The 19,921-nt window shown below is 46.1% G+C and carries 19 protein-coding genes; 11 read left to right on the top strand and 8 right to left on the bottom strand.

Features of this window, described 5'->3' with window-relative positions; translation table 11 throughout:
• Positions 1-15: 15 nt before the first annotated feature.
• Positions 16-861, bottom strand: coding sequence for a 3'(2'),5'-bisphosphate nucleotidase CysQ (cysQ, locus tag AYW75_RS00245; RefSeq protein WP_067093741.1), 846 nt, complete (start codon positions 859-861; stop codon positions 16-18).
• 63 nt (positions 862-924) lie between these two features.
• On the opposite strand from cysQ, the gene hslR reads away from it, so the two are divergent.
• Positions 925-1,341, top strand: a complete 417-nt coding sequence (gene hslR, locus AYW75_RS00240) for a ribosome-associated heat shock protein Hsp15 (protein ID WP_067035431.1) — start codon at positions 925-927, stop codon at positions 1,339-1,341.
• A gap of 32 nt (positions 1,342-1,373) precedes the next feature.
• On the opposite strand, the gene dprA is transcribed toward hslR, so the two are convergent.
• Positions 1,374-2,582, bottom strand: a complete 1,209-nt coding sequence (gene dprA / locus AYW75_RS00235; protein WP_067093737.1) for a DNA-processing protein DprA — start codon at positions 2,580-2,582, stop codon at positions 1,374-1,376.
• A gap of 220 nt (positions 2,583-2,802) precedes the next feature.
• On the opposite strand from dprA, the gene def reads away from it, so the two are divergent.
• From def to ybaK, 6 genes are all read left to right on the top strand, one after another.
• Positions 2,803-3,309, top strand: a complete 507-nt coding sequence (gene def, locus AYW75_RS00230; RefSeq protein WP_067093735.1) for a peptide deformylase — start codon at positions 2,803-2,805, stop codon at positions 3,307-3,309.
• 120 nt (positions 3,310-3,429) lie between these two features.
• Positions 3,430-4,428 (top strand): methionyl-tRNA formyltransferase, encoded by a 999-nt coding sequence (fmt, locus tag AYW75_RS00225; RefSeq protein WP_067093732.1) that lies wholly within the window; start codon positions 3,430-3,432, stop codon positions 4,426-4,428.
• Positions 4,425-5,744 carry a 16S rRNA (cytosine(967)-C(5))-methyltransferase RsmB gene (rsmB, locus tag AYW75_RS00220; protein WP_067093729.1) on the top strand — a complete coding sequence of 440 codons (1,320 nt, stop codon included), beginning with the start codon at positions 4,425-4,427 and terminating at the stop codon, positions 5,742-5,744. The genes fmt and rsmB overlap by 4 nt, the downstream gene beginning before the upstream one ends.
• 207 nt (positions 5,745-5,951) lie before the next feature.
• Positions 5,952-7,325, top strand: a complete 1,374-nt coding sequence (trkA, locus tag AYW75_RS00215; RefSeq protein ID WP_067093727.1) for a Trk system potassium transporter TrkA — start codon at positions 5,952-5,954, stop codon at positions 7,323-7,325.
• Positions 7,326-7,386: 61 nt separating this feature from the next.
• A complete protein-coding gene (locus AYW75_RS00210; RefSeq protein ID WP_067093724.1) occupies positions 7,387-8,835 on the top strand; it encodes a TrkH family potassium uptake protein in 1,449 nt (482 codons plus the stop codon).
• A gap of 21 nt (positions 8,836-8,856) precedes the next feature.
• The gene (gene ybaK / locus AYW75_RS00205; protein WP_067093722.1) at positions 8,857-9,327 is read left to right on the top strand and encodes a Cys-tRNA(Pro) deacylase; all 471 of its coding nucleotides are present in this window, start codon (positions 8,857-8,859) and stop codon (positions 9,325-9,327) included.
• Between the two features lie 49 nt (positions 9,328-9,376).
• Here the strand turns inward: ybaK and AYW75_RS00200 are convergent, their stop codons facing one another.
• The gene (locus AYW75_RS00200) at positions 9,377-10,276 is read right to left on the bottom strand and encodes a lysophospholipid acyltransferase family protein (RefSeq protein WP_067093719.1); all 900 of its coding nucleotides are present in this window, start codon (positions 10,274-10,276) and stop codon (positions 9,377-9,379) included.
• A 150-nt stretch (positions 10,277-10,426) separates the two neighbouring features.
• Here AYW75_RS00200 and gmhB point away from each other — a divergent pair, with 150 nt between their 5' ends.
• On the top strand, positions 10,427-10,984 hold the full coding sequence (gmhB, locus tag AYW75_RS00195) for a D-glycero-beta-D-manno-heptose 1,7-bisphosphate 7-phosphatase (protein WP_067093716.1): 558 nt from the start codon (positions 10,427-10,429) through the stop codon (positions 10,982-10,984).
• A 120-nt stretch (positions 10,985-11,104) separates the two neighbouring features.
• Here the strand turns inward: gmhB and AYW75_RS00190 are convergent, their stop codons facing one another.
• A complete protein-coding gene (locus AYW75_RS00190) occupies positions 11,105-11,500 on the bottom strand; it encodes a winged helix-turn-helix transcriptional regulator (RefSeq protein ID WP_197478869.1) in 396 nt (131 codons plus the stop codon).
• A gap of 84 nt (positions 11,501-11,584) precedes the next feature.
• On the opposite strand from AYW75_RS00190, the gene AYW75_RS00185 reads away from it, so the two are divergent.
• Entirely contained in the window at positions 11,585-12,439 is an 855-nt protein-coding gene (locus tag AYW75_RS00185; RefSeq protein ID WP_067093713.1) for an SDR family oxidoreductase, read from the top strand.
• Positions 12,440-12,515: 76 nt separating this feature from the next.
• Here the strand turns inward: AYW75_RS00185 and gyrB are convergent, their stop codons facing one another.
• The 4 genes from gyrB to dnaA are packed head-to-tail and all read right to left on the bottom strand — an operon-like array spanning position 12,516 to position 18,773.
• Positions 12,516-14,939, bottom strand: a complete 2,424-nt coding sequence (gene gyrB / locus AYW75_RS00180) for a DNA topoisomerase (ATP-hydrolyzing) subunit B (protein ID WP_067093711.1) — start codon at positions 14,937-14,939, stop codon at positions 12,516-12,518.
• Positions 14,940-16,034: a DNA replication/repair protein RecF gene (gene recF / locus AYW75_RS00175; protein ID WP_067093708.1), complete on the bottom strand. Its 1,095-nt coding sequence runs from the start codon at positions 16,032-16,034 to the stop codon at positions 14,940-14,942. It abuts the gene before it with no gap.
• A 51-nt stretch (positions 16,035-16,085) separates the two neighbouring features.
• On the bottom strand, positions 16,086-17,183 hold the full coding sequence (gene dnaN, locus AYW75_RS00170; protein ID WP_067035471.1) for a DNA polymerase III subunit beta: 1,098 nt from the start codon (positions 17,181-17,183) through the stop codon (positions 16,086-16,088).
• Positions 17,184-17,216: 33 nt separating this feature from the next.
• The gene (gene dnaA / locus AYW75_RS00165; RefSeq protein ID WP_067093701.1) at positions 17,217-18,773 is read right to left on the bottom strand and encodes a chromosomal replication initiator protein DnaA; all 1,557 of its coding nucleotides are present in this window, start codon (positions 18,771-18,773) and stop codon (positions 17,217-17,219) included.
• Between the two features lie 529 nt (positions 18,774-19,302).
• Here dnaA and rpmH point away from each other — a divergent pair.
• Entirely contained in the window at positions 19,303-19,437 is a 135-nt protein-coding gene (gene rpmH, locus AYW75_RS18575; RefSeq protein ID WP_082856320.1) for a 50S ribosomal protein L34, read from the top strand.
• Positions 19,438-19,455: 18 nt separating this feature from the next.
• On the top strand, positions 19,456-19,839 hold the full coding sequence (gene rnpA, locus AYW75_RS00160) for a ribonuclease P protein component (RefSeq protein WP_231886114.1): 384 nt from the start codon (positions 19,456-19,458) through the stop codon (positions 19,837-19,839).
• The last annotated feature ends 82 nt before the right edge of the window (positions 19,840-19,921 follow it).

Raw genomic sequence — 19,921 nt, 5'->3', positions numbered from 1 at the left:
GCTATTACTGTGACCTTACTCGTCTTCGTTTTGTTCATACCAATCCAGAATCACGGGGGTGATCTCTGGCCCCGCGACGATAAAGTGTCCATTGAGTAATGACTCACGTTGGTTATAGCGGAACGGTTTACCACTTGGTGCAACCAGCTGACCGCCGGCGGCTTCGATAATTGCTTGTTGCGCTGCGGTATCCCACTCACTGGTTGGGCCACGACGTAGGTGTAAATCTGCAATACCTTCCGCAATACGACAACCTTTGATCGAACTGCCTTTGGGCAATTCACGAACTTGCTCGTAAGATGCTTTAAGTGTGTCTTTTAAATCATCAGGTAGGGCAGGTCCATGGCTGCGACTGGTCATGGCGACCAACGGCTCTCGCGGCTCTCGCACAGAGATCGACTCAAATGCTTCACCTTGCCATTTGATCGCACACGGCTCAATCTCATGCCATGTTTGCGTCACGCCAAAGTAGCCTTCACCCGTAGTCGGTAAATAAACAATGCCCAAGATCGGCTCGCCATCCACTACCAGTGCAATGTTAATACTGAACTCGCCATTGCGTTTGATGAACTCTTTGGTACCATCAAGCGGGTCAACGACCCACAGCTGCTGCCAATTTTTACGTTCCTCAAAGGACACTACGGCTTCTTCCGACAGTATCGGAATATCTGGGGTCAGCACTGCCAAGCCCGCCATAATAATGCGATTAGCGGCAATGTCTGCAGATGTAACAGGACTATCATCAGACTTGTGCTCGACACCTAAGTCGGCTTTCTGATAAATCTCCATGATCGCTTCAGCAGCATTGTGTATTATGTCTTGCAGTGCCTGAAAAGTAGGGTGACGACTTACATCCATCATAATGGTACTAATTCTTTTGGTTCATCATTCGTGTGTCCACTTTAATAAGTAAAGCAGAAAAGCATGAGTAAAGCAGAAAAACATCAGCAATCACAAGCAGTAAGATTAGATAAATGGCTTTGGGCGGCACGTTTTTACAAAACTCGCTCGCTGTGTAAAGAAGCCGTAGACGGCGGCAAAGTCATGTACAACGGTTCTAAAGGTAAAGCCTCTCGCAATGTTGAGCTCGGCGCGCTGATCACTATCCGTAAAGGCTGGGACGAAATGACCGTTGAAATTAAAGGCCTGAGCGAGCAACGTCGAGGCGCACCAGAAGCACAGTTGCTGTATAGCGAAACCGCAGAGTCGATTGAAAAACGAGAACGTCGAGCGGTCGAACATAAATCGTTTGGTGGGCGGATCATGGCGGATCATCGTCCGAACAAAAAAGAACGCCGTGATATCCAACAATTAAAGCGCGACATTTTCAGTTCTGACTGAGCATAATATCTCTTGAAAGCTTTCTCAAAACACTATGGGGCAAATTGATATTGCCCTTGGGTGTTCACTACCATCCCGGACAACTCCAACTCCATTAAGGTCTGTGATAAATCTGCAGCACCCAATCCTGTCCGCCGAACCAATGCATCAAAGTCAAAACTGATACGCTCAGTACTCAGAACGGTTAACAGCCCCGCTGCGTGAGAGGAGAGACTCGAAGTATCAACCACATCAGAATTGGTCAACATAGGCGCAGACGACTGCTCACGCAGCTCTCGAGGCATTTCAGCGATGATATCGTCAACTGAACGGACTAAGGTTGCACCTTGGCGAATCAAATGATTTGTTCCTGAGGCTTGTGGATCGCCCACACGACCCGGTACAGCAAATACTTCACGGTTTTCTTCTAATGCATAACGAGCACTGATTAAAGAACCACTTTTCTCGGACGCTTCAACCACCAACACGCCATGGCTCATACCACTGATAATGCGATTACGCGGCGGGAACAATTGTGGTCTAGGGCTGGTGGTCAGTGGGTACTCGCTAATCAGCACACCCGCATGATCCAGAACTCGCTCAAACAATTTTTGATTTTGACGAGGGTACAAGTTAAATAGCCCCGTACCCATAACTACGATTGTCTCCGCTTGCGCGTTGAGTGCGCCTTGATGAGCCTGGGCATCAATGCCTTTGGCACCACCGCTGCAAACACAATAACCACGCTCAGATAACTCTAGGCCCCATTGCTCTGCTATTTTCTTGCCATAACCGGATGCATTACGCGCACCCACAACACCAACACAGGGTTTAGCCCAAGATTGAGTATTGCCCTGCGCATAGAAAAAAGTTGGCGGTACAGCAATAGTCTGCAGTAGGTGGGGATAGTTCAAATCGTCGCGAAACACAATAGACTGATTAGATTGTGCCAACCAGCGTTCGGTTAAGTCAAAACGCTCTTCGGCATCGTAGGGGAGTTTACCTGTTTTCAGATAGAGCATCGCCGCACGAGCGGTATTGTCAGACCAATTCAAAGCACGTAGAACGTGGTAATCAACCGATTGTGCTGCAGTTCGATTTGCATTTGTAAACGTTTGAAATAAGTCATCAGAGTCTCGCTGTTCTGATTCCCATGCGTCTAGGTAAGTCCAAAGGTGAGCAAGGCGGTTAGGACCAACTCCGGGAATAAAGCTTAAGGCCATCCAGTCACGTTGCGTAAAACCATTGTGGGCAATATTCATGCGGCAATCCTTTGCAAGCATCGAGATAAATTAGGGGATTGAATAAAAAGCGCCGTAAGTACGCTGAAAAATTGCGCCGCATTTAAGCATATTGCATAAAATTTAGCCAGCTTCATACGCGCATTTCGTGATTAATGCGTTACAATAGGATTATTGAAATTCATCCTACTGACCCCTATGTCTCTGTAGGACAAAGACTGATAAGTGATTGGAAAACCATATGGCTGTATTACCCGTTTTAGAATATCCAGATCCGCGTTTACGCAAAGTTGCTGAACCTGTTACAGAGTTCACCGATGCGTTACAAACGACGATCGATGATATGTTAGACACCATGTACGATGAGAATGGTGTAGGCCTTGCGGCGACGCAAGTTGACTTCCATTATCGTATTGTCGTGATGGACTTCTCTGAAGAACGCAACGATCCAATTGTCTTCGTTAATCCTGAGTTTGAAGTGTTGGATGAGGAGCCAAACGAATTCCAAGAAGGCTGCCTGTCAGTGCCGGGCTACTATGAGCACATTTACCGTGCAGCGAAAGTAAAAGTAAAAGCTTTGGATCGTCACGGCAAAGCATTTGAATTGGAAACCGATGAATTGATGGCGGTCTGTGTTCAACATGAGATCGATCACTTAGACGGTAAATTAATGGTGGATTACCTTTCTCCGCTTAAGCGTAATCGCATTAAAACCAAATTACTGAAAGCACAAAAGCAACGTGCTTAACAGTTAGAGACGCATTCGTTCTGTTCAATGTTGCATGAACTTTTACAACACTGCACATGATCCTTCATGAAAAATCAGGCCTCGGCCTGATTTTTTCGTTACATGAGACAAGACCACACTATGACCGATACAACTCAGCTAAACCCAAACACACCATTACGTATCATTTTTGCAGGCACACCTGACTTTGCCGCGTCCAGCCTCCAAGCGGTATTAGATAAACAAGCTGTTAAGCAATACGATGTTGTGGCTGTTTACACCCAACCTGATCGCCCTGCAGGTCGCGGTCAAAAGCTGGTTGCCAGTCCAGTAAAACAATTGGCGTTAGAGCACGATATTCCAGTGTATCAACCTCTGAACTTTAAAGACGAAGCGGACCGTAAAGCTTTGGCTGAGCTGAATGCGGACATCATGATTGTGGCGGCCTATGGTTTAATTTTACCTAAAACCGTATTGGATACGCCCAAACGTGGCTGTATTAATGTTCACGCTTCTTTATTACCACGTTGGCGTGGTGCCGCGCCCATTCATCGTTCAGTGATTGCGGGAGACAGTATTACTGGCATCACGATCATGCAAATGGACGTAGGCTTAGATACCGGTGATATGTTGCTCAAGAAAGAGTGTGATATTAAACCTGAAGACACATCAGGCAGCTTACACGATCGTTTAGCGATACTCGGTGGCGATGCCTTGATCGACGCTCTTGAAATTATTCGTCATGGCCATGCTAAACCAGAAAAGCAAAACGAAGATCTAACGTGCTACGCAGAGAAACTCACCAAGCAAGAAGGGGAAGTAAACTGGAGTTTGGATGCGTCAATCATCAGCCGTCGAATTCGTGGTCTATTACCATGGCCAGGTGCCTATACACACACGCCATCTGGGGTAATGAAAATTCATGCCGCACGTTTACTAGACACACAAGATCAAGATTTCGAGTGTGGTGAGATCACGATGGTCAGCAAAGAAGGTATCGTCGTCGCTACGGGCAAAGGCTCTATTTTGGTCACTGAACTGCAATTCCCTGGTGGTAAGCGTATGTCCGTTCAAGATGCGCTAAACGGTAAATTTAAAGAGCAGCTACAATTAGGCAAAACACTGGGGAGCAAAGAATGAGTCAACCCGCTCGATTAGTCAGTGCAAAAATCCTTGAGCAAGTACTACTGCAACGTGGTTCTTTATCGACACAGATTGGCAAACAAATTGGTGAGGTAGACTATGATGAACAGGGGTTAACGAAAGAACTTTGTTTTGGTGTCTGTCGTTATTATCCGCAACTAAATAGCATCGCGCTCAGCCTGCTCAGTAAGCCATTTGAAGAAAAAGATTTTGATTTGTATGCCGCCTTATTGATGGGCCTGTATCAAGTCGACCACATGAGTACACCGGATCATGCCGCGGTGCACGAATCGGTAGAGCTGTGTCGTCAGCTTGATAAAGAATGGGCAACGAAGTTAATGAACGCCGTACTTCGTCGTTACCAACGTGAACGTGATGAGATTTTAGAAAACCTCGCCAAACAACCGTCGGTAGAGTTCAATATGCCTAAGTGGTTGGTGAAGCGTTTTAAAAAGCATTGGCCTGAGTCGTTCGAGCAAATCGTCGAGGCCACAAACACTCATCCGCCAATGTGTATTCGCGTGAATGAATTGCATGTTTCACGTGGAACATACCAAGCAATGCTATCAGAACAGGATACTGTTTCACGTGAAACAGCATTTTCAGCATCAGGTTTGTACCTAGAGTCTGCTGTTCCGGTATTTATGTTACCCAATTTTGATCAAGGTGATGTGAGCGTTCAAGATGAATCTGCACAGCTAGCTGCAAGCTTGCTTGCTCCCCAAGCAGGCGAACGCATTCTAGATGCATGCGCAGCGCCAGGCGGCAAAACGGGCCATCTGTTAGAAAAGCAACCCAACATCGAGCTGACGGCAGTGGAGTTAGAACCTTGGCGCTTGACTCGCATTGAATCAAACTTAGAGCGTCTTGGTGTGTCAGCAGAACTTATCTGCGGTGATGCCAGCCAGCCAGATCAATGGTGGGATAAACGAGCGTTTGATAAAATTCTATTGGATGCGCCATGCTCTGCTACAGGTGTGATTCGTCGTAATCCAGATATAAAGATCAACCGCAAGCCAGATGACATAGATGACTTGGTTGAGATTCAAGCGGCGATATTAGATGCGACATGGCAAACGTTAAAGCAGGGCGGCTACATGCTTTATGCAACGTGCTCTTTAATGCCAGAAGAAAATGAACAACAAATGGCTGCGTTTCTTACCCGCCAAGAGGATGCCTGCGAATGTCCGCTGAATCAGTTGGCCCCAGATCAGACTCTGGCATTTGGTAAACCTGTCTCACACGGTATCCAAGTGTTCCCAACCGTCAATGGCCAAGATGGTTTCTACTACTGCTTATTACAAAAGCACTAAGCAGCACACCATTCTGTTCCTATTACCATACTCTTCCTGTTTTAATGAGGAGTATGGTTCATCCCTTATGAAAATATATGCGCATTATTCACACAAACACCATTAAATCTTTGGGCATTCAAGTTTAGAATGAGTCCTATCACCTCAAGCTGTTTGAGGCCGGTTCTTTTTACAATGCGATGAGCGAAATAGGCTCTAAGGCGATCCATGAAGATCATAATTATTGGCGCTGGCCAAGTTGGTGCGACACTTGCTGAGAACTTAGCAAATGAAGACAACGACATTACAGTAATCGATACCGATCTGAACCGTTTGCGAGAACTGCAAGATCGACTGGATATTCAAACGATCCAAGGCAGTGGATCTCATCCCGATGTATTGGATCAAGCTGGCTGTAATGATGCTGATATGCTGATCGCCGTAAGTAACCAAGATGAAACCAATATGATCGCTTGTCAGGTGGCTTATACCTTATTCAAGACGCCAACCAAAATCGGCCGTATTCGTTCGAACGCTTACTCTAAATATCCTAAGATTTTCGCAGATACCGCGCTACCGATGGACGTACGCATCAGTCCAGAAAAGGAAGTGACTAAACATTTAAGCCGTTTGATTCGTTATCCAGGTGCCTTGCAGGTAATGGAGTTTGCTGAAGGCAAAGTTCAGCTGGTGGTGGTAAAAGCTGAAAAGGGTGGACCGCTGATTGATCGACCAATCAGTTTCTTACGTGAGCACATGCCATCAATTCAAACACGAATTGCAGCAATCTATCGTAATGGCCAATCGATTAATCCGGATGGCAATACTCATATCCACGCGAATGATGAGGTATTCTTTCTTGCTGCACAACGAGATGTGCTCGATGTGATGAGCGAGCTGCGTCCACTGGATACACCTTATCGTCGTATCATCATTGCCGGTGGCGGTAACATTGGCGAACGTTTGGCGCAGAGCCTTGAGAAAGAATACCGCGTTAAAATTATCGAACGCGATCCTGAGCGCTGCCGCTACTTGTCTGAAAACCTAGATAACACCATTGTGTTAAACGGCGACGCGTCGAAACAAGAGCTATTGTTAGAAGAAAACATCGAGTCAACGGATGTGTTCTGTGCCATCACTAACAACGACGAAGCCAATATCATGTCGTCGATGTTGGCTAAGGTGTTGGGGGTACGGACTGTTATGACGATCATAAACAACCCAGCATACGTGGACATCGTACAAGAAGGTATGATCGACATTGCCGTATCACCACAGCACACAACCATCAGTTCGCTGCTAAGCTACATCCGTCGTGGTGACGTCGTCAACGTTCATACCATGCGAAAAGGCGCTGCAGAAGCATTAGAGGCAGTGGCCCATGGAGATTATCGCTCCTCTAAAGTAGTCGGCCGCTCGATTGCTAATATCAATTTACCTGAAGGTGCTACCATCGGTGCGATCGTACGCGAAGATGAAGTGATACTCGCGACCGGTGAAGTGGTTATACAAGCAGAAGACCACGTGATTATTTTTGTCTCCAATAAGAAACAGATCCCTGCGGTCGAGCAGCTGTTCCAAGTTGGATTAAGTTTCTTTTAAACATTACCCATTTTATTAATTGTCCCACGCTAGCGTGGGACATTTTTTACAAGGCTACTGCATGCATATTCAGGTAATCTTACGCGTTATCGGTTTGCTCATTATGATCTTCAGCTTAACGCTGTTGCCTCCGATCGCTGTGTCTTTAATCTATCAAGATGGCGCGATACTTGCTTTTCTATATGCCTTGGTCATCAACTTAATTGGCGGCTTGGTAATTTGGTTTCCGTTTCGTAACCATCGTGGAGACTTGAAAATACGGGACGGCTTCTTAGTCACTGTTTTATTCTGGTCAACACTGGGGTTATTTGGCTCGGTACCTTTTTTGCTGGCGACTGATCCACACCTCACCTTTACCGACTCTTTGTTTGAATCCTTGTCTGGTTTAACAACCACGGGGGCTACCATTCTTACGTCCATAGATAACTTACCGGAGTCGATACTGTTTTACCGCCAATGGCTTCAGTGGTTGGGTGGTATGGGTATCATTGTCTTGGCCGTTGCGATCATGCCAATGCTCGGTGTAGGGGGCATGCAGTTATACCGTGCTGAAACTCCTGGGCCCGTTAAAGATTCCAAACTGACCCCGCGTATCGCTGAAACAGCCAAAGCCCTTTGGTACATTTATGCCACTCTGACGCTTGCCTGTACTCTGGGTTACTGGGCGGCTGGAATGACATTCTTTGATGCATTGTGTCATAGCTTCTCTACCGTAGCGATCGGTGGTTTTTCAACCCATGATGCCAGTATTGGTTACTTCAACAGTGTCACCATTGAAATCATCTGTACCGTATTTATGGTGATTTCAGCATTAAACTTCGCCCTTCATTTCTATGCTTGGCGCACACGCAGTGTCTGGCATTACTTTAAAGACCCAGAAGCACGTTTCTTTTTCTTTATGCTGTTATCGACCATGGCGTTAGCAACGCTGGTGTTGATTTTGACTGAGACATTTGATTGGCAGACCTCTCTGCGCTATGCCGTATTTGAAAGTGTATCAATTGCTACAACGTCTGGTTTTGGTACATCAGATTTCTCTGTATGGCCTCATTTCCTGCCGTTCTTGTTAATCGTCACATCGTTTGCAGGTGGCTGTGCAAGCTCTACTGGTGGCGGTATGAAGGTTATCCGTATTCTACTGATCCTCAAACAAGGCTTTCGTGAGATTCAACGTTTAGTGCATCCAAATGCTGTCATTCCGATCAAAGTTGGCGGTAAAGCGATTCAAGAACGAGTAGTGTCTGCGGTATGGGGATTCTTCTCCGCGTACCTGTTGGTTTATGTCATTCTAATGATTGGCTTGATGGCGACAGGTATCGACCAAGTCACTGCATGGTCTGCTGTAGCTGCAACACTGAATAACTTAGGTCCAGGTCTGGGTGAAGTCGCGGCTAACTTCGCTTCCATCAATGACCCTTCCAAATGGATGCTGTGTTTTGCGATGTTGCTAGGGCGTTTAGAAGTGTTCACCTTATTGGTATTATTTACGCCTATGTTCTGGCAGAAGTAAGCAATATAAGGAAAGAGTCTCATGACGCCCGCCACACAAACATTGAAGAAACGTAAGATTGACTTCACCCAGCATGAATACGAACATGACTCTAATTGCCAAAATTTTGGTGAGGAAGCGGCCAGTAAACTTGGACTTGCACAAGCAGAAGTGTTTAAGACGTTGCTGGTTACTGATGATAAAGACGTGTTTGTTGCCATCGTGCCGGTGACAGGAAAGCTCAATTTGAAGCGTACCGCAGCCGCACTGAAAGTGAAGAAGCTACGCATGACTGAACCAAAAGAGGCTGAACGTCTTACTGGGTATATTGTTGGAGGCATCAGCCCTATTGGACAAAAAAAAGCCCTTGTAACGGTGATTGATAACAGCGCTCAGGCTTTAGAGAAAATGTATGTCAGTGGGGGCAAGAGAGGGTTTGATATTGGTTTAGCACCCAGAGATCTCGCTGCCGTATGTCGGCAAACGGTTTTCTCGCACATTGCTGAGCTATAAAAAATGGGGCTTTTTAGCCCCATTTTTACGGATATCACTTACTGCTTTATTAGTGATCGTGTTCTTTATAGGGGTTCAGAGCATCATGCGGCTGAACCTTAAAGCGCTTGTATTCCCACTGATACTGGCTAGGTGCACGTTGAACAATTTTCTCAATCGTCGTATTCATGCCTTCAAGAGATGTGCTCACATCCGCGTCATAGAAGCTTGGATCCACTTCTAGTGCCGTCATTTCAAAGCCTTTTTTCGTTTGAATACAGCCTACGACAAACGCTTTCGCGTTAGTCTTCTGCGCAAGCTGGCTTGCTAATGTCATGGTATAAGCTTGATGACCAAAGAACGAAGCAAACTCGCCACTGCCTTTTTGCGGCACTTGATCAGGTAACATTCCAACCACACCATCTGCGTTCAGTGTTTTCACAATTTGCATTACACCACGGCGATTTGTTGGCACCAGATCGCCACCTGCACGGTTGCGGGCCTTAAGAATAAACGCATCCAAAGCCTTGTCTTTATAGGGACGATACATGGCCGTCATAGGACGAATAGAACTGATATAGACATTTACGGCTTCCCAGTTCCCTAAATGCGGTGCTAAAAGAATAACCCCGCCTTTGCCTTCTACTGCTTCTTTAAGAGCCTGAGCGCCTTCCCCGTCATAACACTGATTCAATATAAACTTCACATCCCGTGTCCACAGGTGGCCCATTTCTGCGAAAGTTTGGCCCATATGTTGTAAGCGACGATTACGCAAACGCGTACGTTGCTCTTTGTCCATGTGAGGTAAGCAAAGCTCTAAGTTACGATCGATGGCGCGACGAGTGCGACGATCAAAACGAAGGCCTAATAACCCGAAAATACGTCCTACACAGCGAACAAATGGAAGCGGAAGCTTCCCAATGATGGTAATTAATTTCGTCATTGGCGAAGAGGAAACTTGATCGGACATAACACCCACTTAGTAAATTCACTAACAATTGGTTCTTGGCAGACTGACGAAAACATCAAAGTGTTTCACGTGAAAACTCAACCTAAGCCAACCTGAAACCATTATACTAACATCTAAAACCGTTCATTTATCTGTGAGGCAGACACAATTATGGCCAATAACAAGCCTATTATCATTCTTGATCGCGATGGCGTCATTAACCAAGATTCGGATGCGTATGTGAAATCCGTCGATGAATGGATCCCTCTACCTGGTAGCATCAAAGCTATGGCAGCGCTTAGTAAAGCAGGCTTTCAAATTTTTATTGCAACCAACCAATCTGGTATTGCCCGTGGTTACTATGACGAAGCGACACTACACGCTATGCATGACAAAATGCTGAGCTTATTAGAGGCTGAAGGTGGCCGTGTGGAAGGCATAGAATACTGCCCACACGGACCAGATGATGCCTGTGAATGCCGTAAACCAAAGAGCGGTATGATTGAAGCTATCGAAGCGAAACTGGGTGTTAGTTTTAACAACACCTCCGCCATTATGGTCGGTGACTCATTAAGAGACCTTGAAGCCGGTAAGGCACGTGGCTGCGCACCAGTACTAGTTCTGACAGGCAAAGGACGTGCAACTCAATACAAAGACATCGACTTTCATTTTGATATTTACACTGACCTCGCTGCATTTGCCATCGCAACTTTGCATAAATACTCCTAATAAGGAATTGTATCGATAGTGAGCACTCACATATCATTACAATATTTCATCATTTGATACAAAGTAATAAGTTCTATAAAGGCTATGAGGACTTATTACTTTAAACAAAACTCACCTTAACTAAGTTTGCTGACGATTATTAAGAATACCCAGTAAGTTGTCTTCCAACCATTCCACTAGATCAATCACCTTTTGCCCAAATTCTATTCCTAATGGCGTTAACTGATACTCTACATGGGGCGGTACCACTGGATAGACAATACGTTTTACAAAGCCATCAGCCTCCAGCTGTTGCAGCGTCTGCGCGAGCATCTTTTCACTCACACCTTGAATGGTGCGACGCAAATGACTGAAACGCTTTGCTTCACCATCACGTAAAGCCAAAAACACCAACATCCCCCAGCGGCCAGTGACATGTCGCAGCACTTCTCGGGATGGACATTTACTTGAGAACACATCACCACGATCAAACTTGATTGCCATGGCATCGGAACTCACATCAGTAATTTTTTTCATACTTACCTTTTTGTGCGTACTTACTAAAAGTAAGTTTTAAGTCTAACCTATATTCATTCACTAACCAATGAACAGGAGTGCAGTATGATTTTAGTAACCGGTGCAACAGGCCAATTGGGTAAATTAGTTATTACAGGTTTATTAGCTCGCGGAATCGCGGCCGATGGCATCGTTGCCGCCGTTCGTAGCCCAGATAAAGCAGATGATTTAGCCCAACTTGGCGTCATATTGCGTAAAGCAGACTATACCGACCCAGCGTCATTAAAAGCAGCAATGGTCGGCGTAAAGCGTGTGGTTTTGGTGTCATCCAGCGAGGTTGGCCAACGTGCTCCGCAACATCAAAATGTCATTGATGCTGCAAAAGAGGCCGCCATTGAGCTGTTAGCGTACACCAGCATTTTACACGCAGAAGCATCGCCTTTAGCATTAGCCGAAGAGCATCGCGCAACCGAAGCGGCTCTTAAAGCATCAGGCATACCACACGCTGTTCTGCGTAACGGTTGGTACTCTGAAAACTATACCGCTTCCGCAGCCATGGCACTTGAACATGGCGCCGTATTAGGCAGCGCCGGTGAAGGCCAATACGCAACCGCGACCCGTGCAGATTATGCAGACGCTGCGGCCATCGTGATTACATCGGAAGATCAGGTCGGTAAAATGTACGAACTTGCAGGCGATGAGGCATTCACATTGGCCGAATACGCTGCTCACTTGACGGCTATTAGCGGTAAAGAAGTGGTTTATCAAAACTTACCTGAAGCTGAATACGCGAAAGTATTAGTAGATGCTGGCTTACCAGAAGGGCTGGCTACGATCTTAGCCGACTCAGATGTCGGTGCAGCAAAAGGCGGCTTATTTGACGACAGCCATACGCTTTCAACGCTCATCGGGCGACCAACCACGCCGATTCAAGACAGTATTAAAGTCGCACTTAAATAAGATTAAGCAACGCTTTGAACACAAAAAGCCAGAGTCAAACTCTGGCTTTTTATTACATTGCAGAAAATATTTAGATTTAAACGTCTAAGTTCGCAACTTTAAGAGCATTGTCTTGAATAAAGTTACGACGTGGTTCCACTTCGTCACCCATCAAGGTAGTGAACATCTGATCGGCCGCTACCGCATCATCAATGGTGACACGCAGCATACGACGCGCATCTGGGTCCATCGTCGTTTCCCAAAGCTGCTCAGGGTTCATCTCACCCAAACCTTTATAGCGCTGAATCGTTAGACCACGAGACGCTTCTTTCATCAGCCATGCTTTCATGCCTTCGATGGTCGTCACCGGTTCTTTACGCTCACCACGCTGGATGTAAGAACCTTCTTCAAACAATTCATCGATCGTTTGTGACAACTCAACAATGCGCTGGTAGTCAGGCGATGAGAAGAATGCAGATTCAAAACGATAACGCGTGTTCACACCGTGAGACATGATGTCGACGACAGGTAAGAAGGTATTACGCTCTGCATCTTTTTCGACACCGAAGTCAAAACGGAAACCTGTACGTACGTCTAATGGCATTTGTTGCGCTAACGTATCCACCCAAGATTGAACCGTCGCTTCGTCGTTCAACTGATCTACTGTCAACTCTTTACAGTACAGAAGCTTGTTCATGACATCTTTCGGGTACACACGAGCCAAGCGTTCGATGTCTTCTTCAACACGGATGTAATCACGGATCAGCTTAGATAAGCCTTCGCCTTGAATACCAAGAGCATCGGCATTGATGAAGAATTTCGCGCCATCCAGTGCGACTTCAATGAGGTATTGCTCTAACGCTGGTTCATCTTTGATGTACTGCTCTTGCTTGCCACGCTTGATTTTGAACAGCGGCGGCTGGGCAATAAAGATGTGACCGCGTTCAATGATTTCCGGCATTTGACGGAAGAAGAACGTCAGCAATAGGGTACGAATGTGCGAACCGTCGACGTCGGCATCGGTCATGATAACGATGCTGTGATAACGCAATTTGTCCGCATTGAATTCGTCACGGCCGATACCACAACCTAATGCCGTAATCAGTGTGCCGACTTCTGCAGAAGACAGCATCTTGTCAAAACGTGCTTTCTCAACGTTTAGGATCTTACCTTTCAGCGGCAGGATCGCTTGCGTACGGCGGTCACGACCTTGTTTCGCAGAACCACCAGCCGAGTCACCCTCCACTAGGTAGATTTCAGAAAGCGCTGGGTCTTTCTCCTGACAGTCAGCCAGCTTACCTGGAAGACCGGCGATGTCTAATGCACCTTTACGACGGGTCATATCGCGAGCACGACGCGCGGCTTCACGCGCACGGGCCGCATCCAACATCTTGTTAACGATGATTTTGGCTTCGCTTGGTTTCTCAAGCAAGTACTCAGCAAAACGCTTCGCCATTTCCTGCTCAACCGCGGTTTTCACTTCAGAGGACACCAATTTGTCTTTAGTCTGTGAAGAGAACTTTGGATCCGGCACTTTCACCGATACGATCGCCGTTAAACCTTCACGGGAGTCATCACCTGTGGTCGCGACTTTTTGCTTCTTCGCTAAGCCTTCAGACTCAATGAAGTTATTAAGTGTACGCGTCAACGCACCACGGAAACCAGCAAGGTGGGTGCCGCCATCGCGCTGTGGGATGTTGTTGGTGTAACAGTAGATATTTTCTTGGAAACCTTCGTTCCACTGCAGTGCCACTTCTACGGCGATGCCATCTTCTAGGTCATCACGTTGACAGATGAAATGGAAAATATCATTGATCGGTGTTTTGTTGGTGTTCAAATGCTCAACGAAGGACTTCAAGCCACCTTCGTAATTAAAGAATTCTTCTTTACCCGTACGCTCATCTTTCAGATGAATCGCCACACCCGAGTTTAGGAAAGACAGTTCACGTAGGCGTTTAGCTAGAATGTCGTAGACAAACAGGATATTTGAGAAAGTCTCTGCCGACGGTTTAAAGTGAACCGTCGTACCTGCGCCATCAGATTCGCCTACAGCAGCAAGAGGTGCTTGTGGTACACCGTGTGCATAGTTCTGCTCGTAGACTTTACCATCCTTGCGAATCGTCAGTGTCACCGTCTCGGACAGAGCGTTTACAACGGAAACACCTACACCGTGTAAGCCACCGGAAACTTTATAAGAGTTGTCGTCGAATTTACCACCTGCGTGCAAGACGGTCATGATGACTTCGGCTGCCGATACACCTTCTTCTTCGTGCATCTCAACTGGAATACCACGACCATTGTCTGATACAGAAATGGATTCGTCTGGATGAATGATGACTTTGACTGTGTCACAGTGACCCGCTAACGCTTCGTCAATGGAGTTGTCCACTACCTCAAACACCATGTGGTGTAGACCAGTTCCATCATCTGTATCACCGATATACATACCGGGACGCTTACGCACAGCGTCTAGCCCCTTAAGCACCTTGATACTGGACGAATCGTAATTATTTTCACTCATTTAACTCTCCTGTGCGTTTGGGGACAATTCGCCTTGTCTCATGGAGAAGTGACGAACATCTATCTGATCAGACCAAGTAAAGTCCATACTATCTGGCCCAACGCTTGTAATAAAAATTTGGCTATCCAGAGATTCCAGCAGCTGACATAGCTTGCGGCGATGATTAGCGTCCAGTTCAGCGGGTAAATCGTCGACTAAAAACACTAACTGTCTGCCGCGCTCAATCAGCAATTGCCCTTGGGCAATTTTTAACGCCGAGACCACCAGCTTTTGTTGGCCGCGAGACAACGTATCGAGTGCATCCCCTGTTGGGGTTTTAACTCGTAAATCGGCCCGTTGAGGTCCGGTGTTGGTGTAACCAACATCTATATCTCGCTGATAACTGTGCTCAACGGCTTCCGCTAGAGAACGCTGTGCGTCCCAACCTTGAAAGAACGTTAAGTGCACATCAAGATCTGGTGCGAGTTGCTGTAATACGCTTTCAAAATGCGGCGTTAGCGCGGCCACATACGCTTTACGCGTATGATTGACTTGCTCACCTAAGCGGATCAACTCTTGATCAAACGCCGCCAGTAAATTGGCAGATATTTTACCACGTCTGAGCACGCTATTCCGCTGTTTTAACGCTTTTTGCCACCCACGCCAGGCATTTATAAACTGCCCATCAAAATGGAACACACCCCAGTCGACAAATTGGCGTCGAATCTTAGGCGAGCCCTCCAATAAACGGAACGCATCTGGGTTAATTAGTTGGACGGGTAAACATTCGGCTAATTCTATGGCTGACTGCGCGGCACGACCTTGAATACGCACTTCGACTTGGCCATCACGACCCCGCTTAATGCCTACGGGTAAGTGCTGCGTACCTTGATCAACTTGCGCAAACACAACACACTCAGGCTGTTCATACTGAATGTATGTTTTGTGCTTATGACTGCGGAACGAACGTCCAAAGGACAGTAAATAAATCGCTTCCAGTATTGAGGTTTTACCACTGCCATTTTCCCCGACAATGATATTCACCTGAGGGGAAGGTTCAAAGCGCACATGGGTAAGGTTACGAAGACGGGAAATGTCGAGACGAGCCAGTGGCATAGGGGTCTTATAAAGTAGGAAGAGGGTGCGAGCGCACCCTCTATATTGGGTTTACAAACGCATTGGCATCACAACGTACTGCGATGCATGGCCTTGACCTTCTTCAATCAAAGCGCTGCTGTTAGAGTCATTCAAGGAAATACGTACTTCTTGAGAGTTCACAACGCCCAGCACATCCAGCAAGTAGCCGACGTTAAAACCAACCTCAAGGTTATCACCTTGGTACTGAACCAATACAGATTCTTCGGCTTCTTCTTGCTCAGGGTTGTTAGCAAACACTTGCAACATACCATTTGACAGAATCAAACGTACGCCACGGTATTTCTCGTTTGATAAAATCGACGCACGCAAGAAGACTTGGCGTAGCTCAAGGCGATCTGCTGTGACCGTTTTCTCGTTATTACGTGGAATAACACGGTGATAATCAGGGAACTTGCCGTCAACAAGCTTCGATGTGAAGGTATAATCGCCGACGTTAGCACGAATATGATTCGAGCCAATGGTCAATTCTACTTCGTCTTCTGAGTCGTTCAGTAAGCGGTTCAACTCCAACACACCTTTACGTGGTACGATGACTTGCGTCAGATCACCTTGTACATGAGCATCTTCAACCGCCGTCGCAAGACGATGACCGTCTGTTGCCACTGCACGAAGTTGACCATCCGCCACTTCAAACAGCATACCGTTTAGGTAATAACGTACGTCTTGGTTTGCCATAGCAAAGCCAGTGCGATCAATCAGTTTACGTACATTTCCTTGTGGAATCTTAACCACAAGCTCACCTTGCATGTCCTGAATGTTTGGAAACTCTTCTGCAGGTAAAGTAGACAAACTAAAGCGTGATCGACCAGAGCGGATCACGGCTTTTGACTCATCGACAGAAAACTCGATCACGGCACTGTCAGGCAAGCTTTTACAAATGTCCATTAACTTACGAGCAGGGACGGTGATGCGGCCTTCTTCGCACTCATCTAGCTGCGCACGACCTACCAGTTCCACCTCAAGGTCTGAACCCGTCAATGTCAGAGTTTGATCTTTTACTTCCACCAACACATTGGCTAATACTGGCATCGTTTGTTTACGCTCAACCACACCAGCTACTAATTGTAACGGTTTAAGGAGCGTTTCGCGGACGACTGAAAATTTCATTCTTTTCCTCGTTAATTCAAAGTCTTAGACCAATTAGGTGGTCAGAATGCGCATCAATTGCTTGTAGTCTTCACGGATATCCGAATCCGTATCCTGCAGCTCTTTTATCTTACGAATCGCGTGCAGCGCCGTGGTATGATCTCGACCACCAAAGGCATCGCCGATTTCCGGCAAACTGTGGTTGGTCAGCTCTTTTGCCAGCGACATAGCGACTTGACGCGGACGAGCAACGGATCGACTGCGACGTTTAGACAGCAGGTCACTGATTTTAATTTTGTAATATTCGGCGACAATACGCTGAATATTATCAATGTTCACTAACTTGTCCTGCAAGGCCAATAAGTCTTTTAATGACTCGCGTACAAAATCTGGCGTGATGGAACGACCGGTAAAGTGAGAATTTGCAATCACTCGCTTTAAAGCGCCTTCTAATTCACGAACATTTGACCGTATTTTTTGTGCTATAAAGAATGCCGAATCATAGGACAATTTAATACCGCTTTCTTCAGCTTTACGCATCAAAATCGCCACACGGGTTTCAAGCTCCGGCGGCTCTATCGCTACCGTTAAACCCCAACCAAAGCGCGACTTTAAACGATCTTCTAAACCTTGAATCTCTTTTGGGTAACGGTCACAGGTCAAAATCATCTGCTGACCACCTTCAAGTAAGGCATTAAAAGTATGGAAAAACTCTTCCTGGGTTCGATCTTTACCCGCAAAGAATTGAATATCGTCGATTAATAAGGCATCAACCGAACGGTAATAGCGCTTAAAATCGTTAATCGCGTTAAGTTGTAATGCTTTTACCATATCTGCCACAAAACGTTCTGAATGCAAATATACAACTTTAGCATTGGGGTTGTGGCGCATTAGTTCTGTGCCCACAGCTTGCATTAAGTGGGTTTTACCTAAGCCCACACCACCGTAAATAAACAGCGGATTGTAAGCGCCACCCGGATTTTCAGCCACTTGTTGTGCGGCCGCGTGGGCAAGTTGGTTCGATTTACCTTCAACAAAGTTTTCAAAGGTAAACGAGTTATTTAAGTTGGCACCGTGATTAATACCTCCTTCAACCTCAACCTTGCGGTTAGGTGGGGTAAGCGGCAACTGACCTTGTTCATAAGGCTCTGGGTCAGGGCGAACATAATTGTCGCCTAAACTAAGCGGTGCCTCGAATTCGATTTCTGGGCCGTCGCGATCGTTGTGGTCCATCAAGCTAAAACCCGGACTATAACCTGACTCGAACACAGGCTCCGAATGAGATCCAGAGCGTGGTGCAGGCTCTGGAGCTTTAGCCGCTGGCGCTTGTTGAGGTGGTGGCGGAGTAGGATTAACGAAATTATTTTGGCGTACCGCCAAGACTAGGCTTGGCGCCGGCTCATTTCCCGCAAACTCAGACAACAACTCTTTGATGCGCGCTTGATACTTATTAGTCACCCAATCGAGCACAAAACGATTTGGAGCATACAGGCACAGATCCCCATTAGACTCGGCTTGCGCTTGCAGCGGACGAATCCAGGTATTGAACTGTGATGTGGAAAACTCTTCCTGCAAGGTAACAAGACAGCGCTCCCAATACTGCAAAGACACGATAAACGCTCTCCTTGATTGAGTTTTAAATTCGACAAATTTTAAACAAGAGGGGGATTTTAGCGTGAGCATACGCAGTTATCCACAAAAAATGCATTATCGAGCTTAAATCATAGAAAATAAAAAAATGTTAATAACAACATCACTTATACACAGCAGTGAATTAACAAGGACTCGTGTGTATAAAACACCTACTTATACACATATTAACAAACGCTTTGGAATATTTTTATGCACAGCAATTTTCACTCTCAAGTTATTGTTAATAAAATATTTTATAGAGTTAATGTAATCCAATGTGCATAGTTTTTAGTATGACAATTATTTTTTACACACACATTCGGTATAACGTTGTGTGTAAGTTATTAATGTATTGAGTGGTTAATTTATTTACAGAAAAGAGCTTGTGTTGGATTGAATTGTGTCGGTAAACCCTCTAAAATCCGCGCCCTGATTTTGTAATCAAACTAAGAGGCTTGGCGGACGCTAACCCTCACACTCAGAACACTGATTCAGTGAGAGAATTGAAATGAAAAGAACTTTCCAACCTAGCGTACTAAAACGTAAACGCGCACACGGTTTCCGTGCTCGCTCGGCAACAAAAAACGGTCGTAAAGTATTGGCGGCTCGCCGTGCTCGCGGTCGCAAGGTTCTAAGCGCGTAATCTTTGATGACACGCTTTATGTTTCCCCGGCAGGTCAGACTCCTGAATGCCGGGGACTACCAATCCGTCTTTAATGACACCTCCTCCAAAGTCTTTGCTGGCGAATTTCTCTTACTAGCTCGAAAACACGAAGGTCAGGCACGTCTTGGCTTAATAGTGTCTAAGAAAACAGACAAGAGAGCCGTAGGCCGTAACCGCATCAAACGCGTGGTACGCGATTCCTTCCGTCACCAGAAAGACCTGTTAAATGGTTTAGATATCATTTTTCTAGCTCGCCACGGCATTCGCGATGTAGACAACCCAGATTTGCACAAACGTTTAGAAAAAGCGTGGAAGCAACTGGCCAAGAAAGCCCAAAAGCCAAATTTTGAGCAAAAACAACGCAAGACATCGCAGAAATAGGCTGAAAAATCAGCTAAAGGCTGGTTTAATACGGCGTGATTTTAAAACGGGTGTTTTCACCTCCATCGTCCAACCAAAGAAA

The sequence above is a fragment of the Marinomonas atlantica genome (assembly GCF_001639725.1).
GTDB classification, from domain to species: domain Bacteria; phylum Pseudomonadota; class Gammaproteobacteria; order Pseudomonadales; family Marinomonadaceae; genus Marinomonas; species Marinomonas atlantica.
This window is presented reverse-complemented; position numbering and strand designations above follow the sequence as displayed.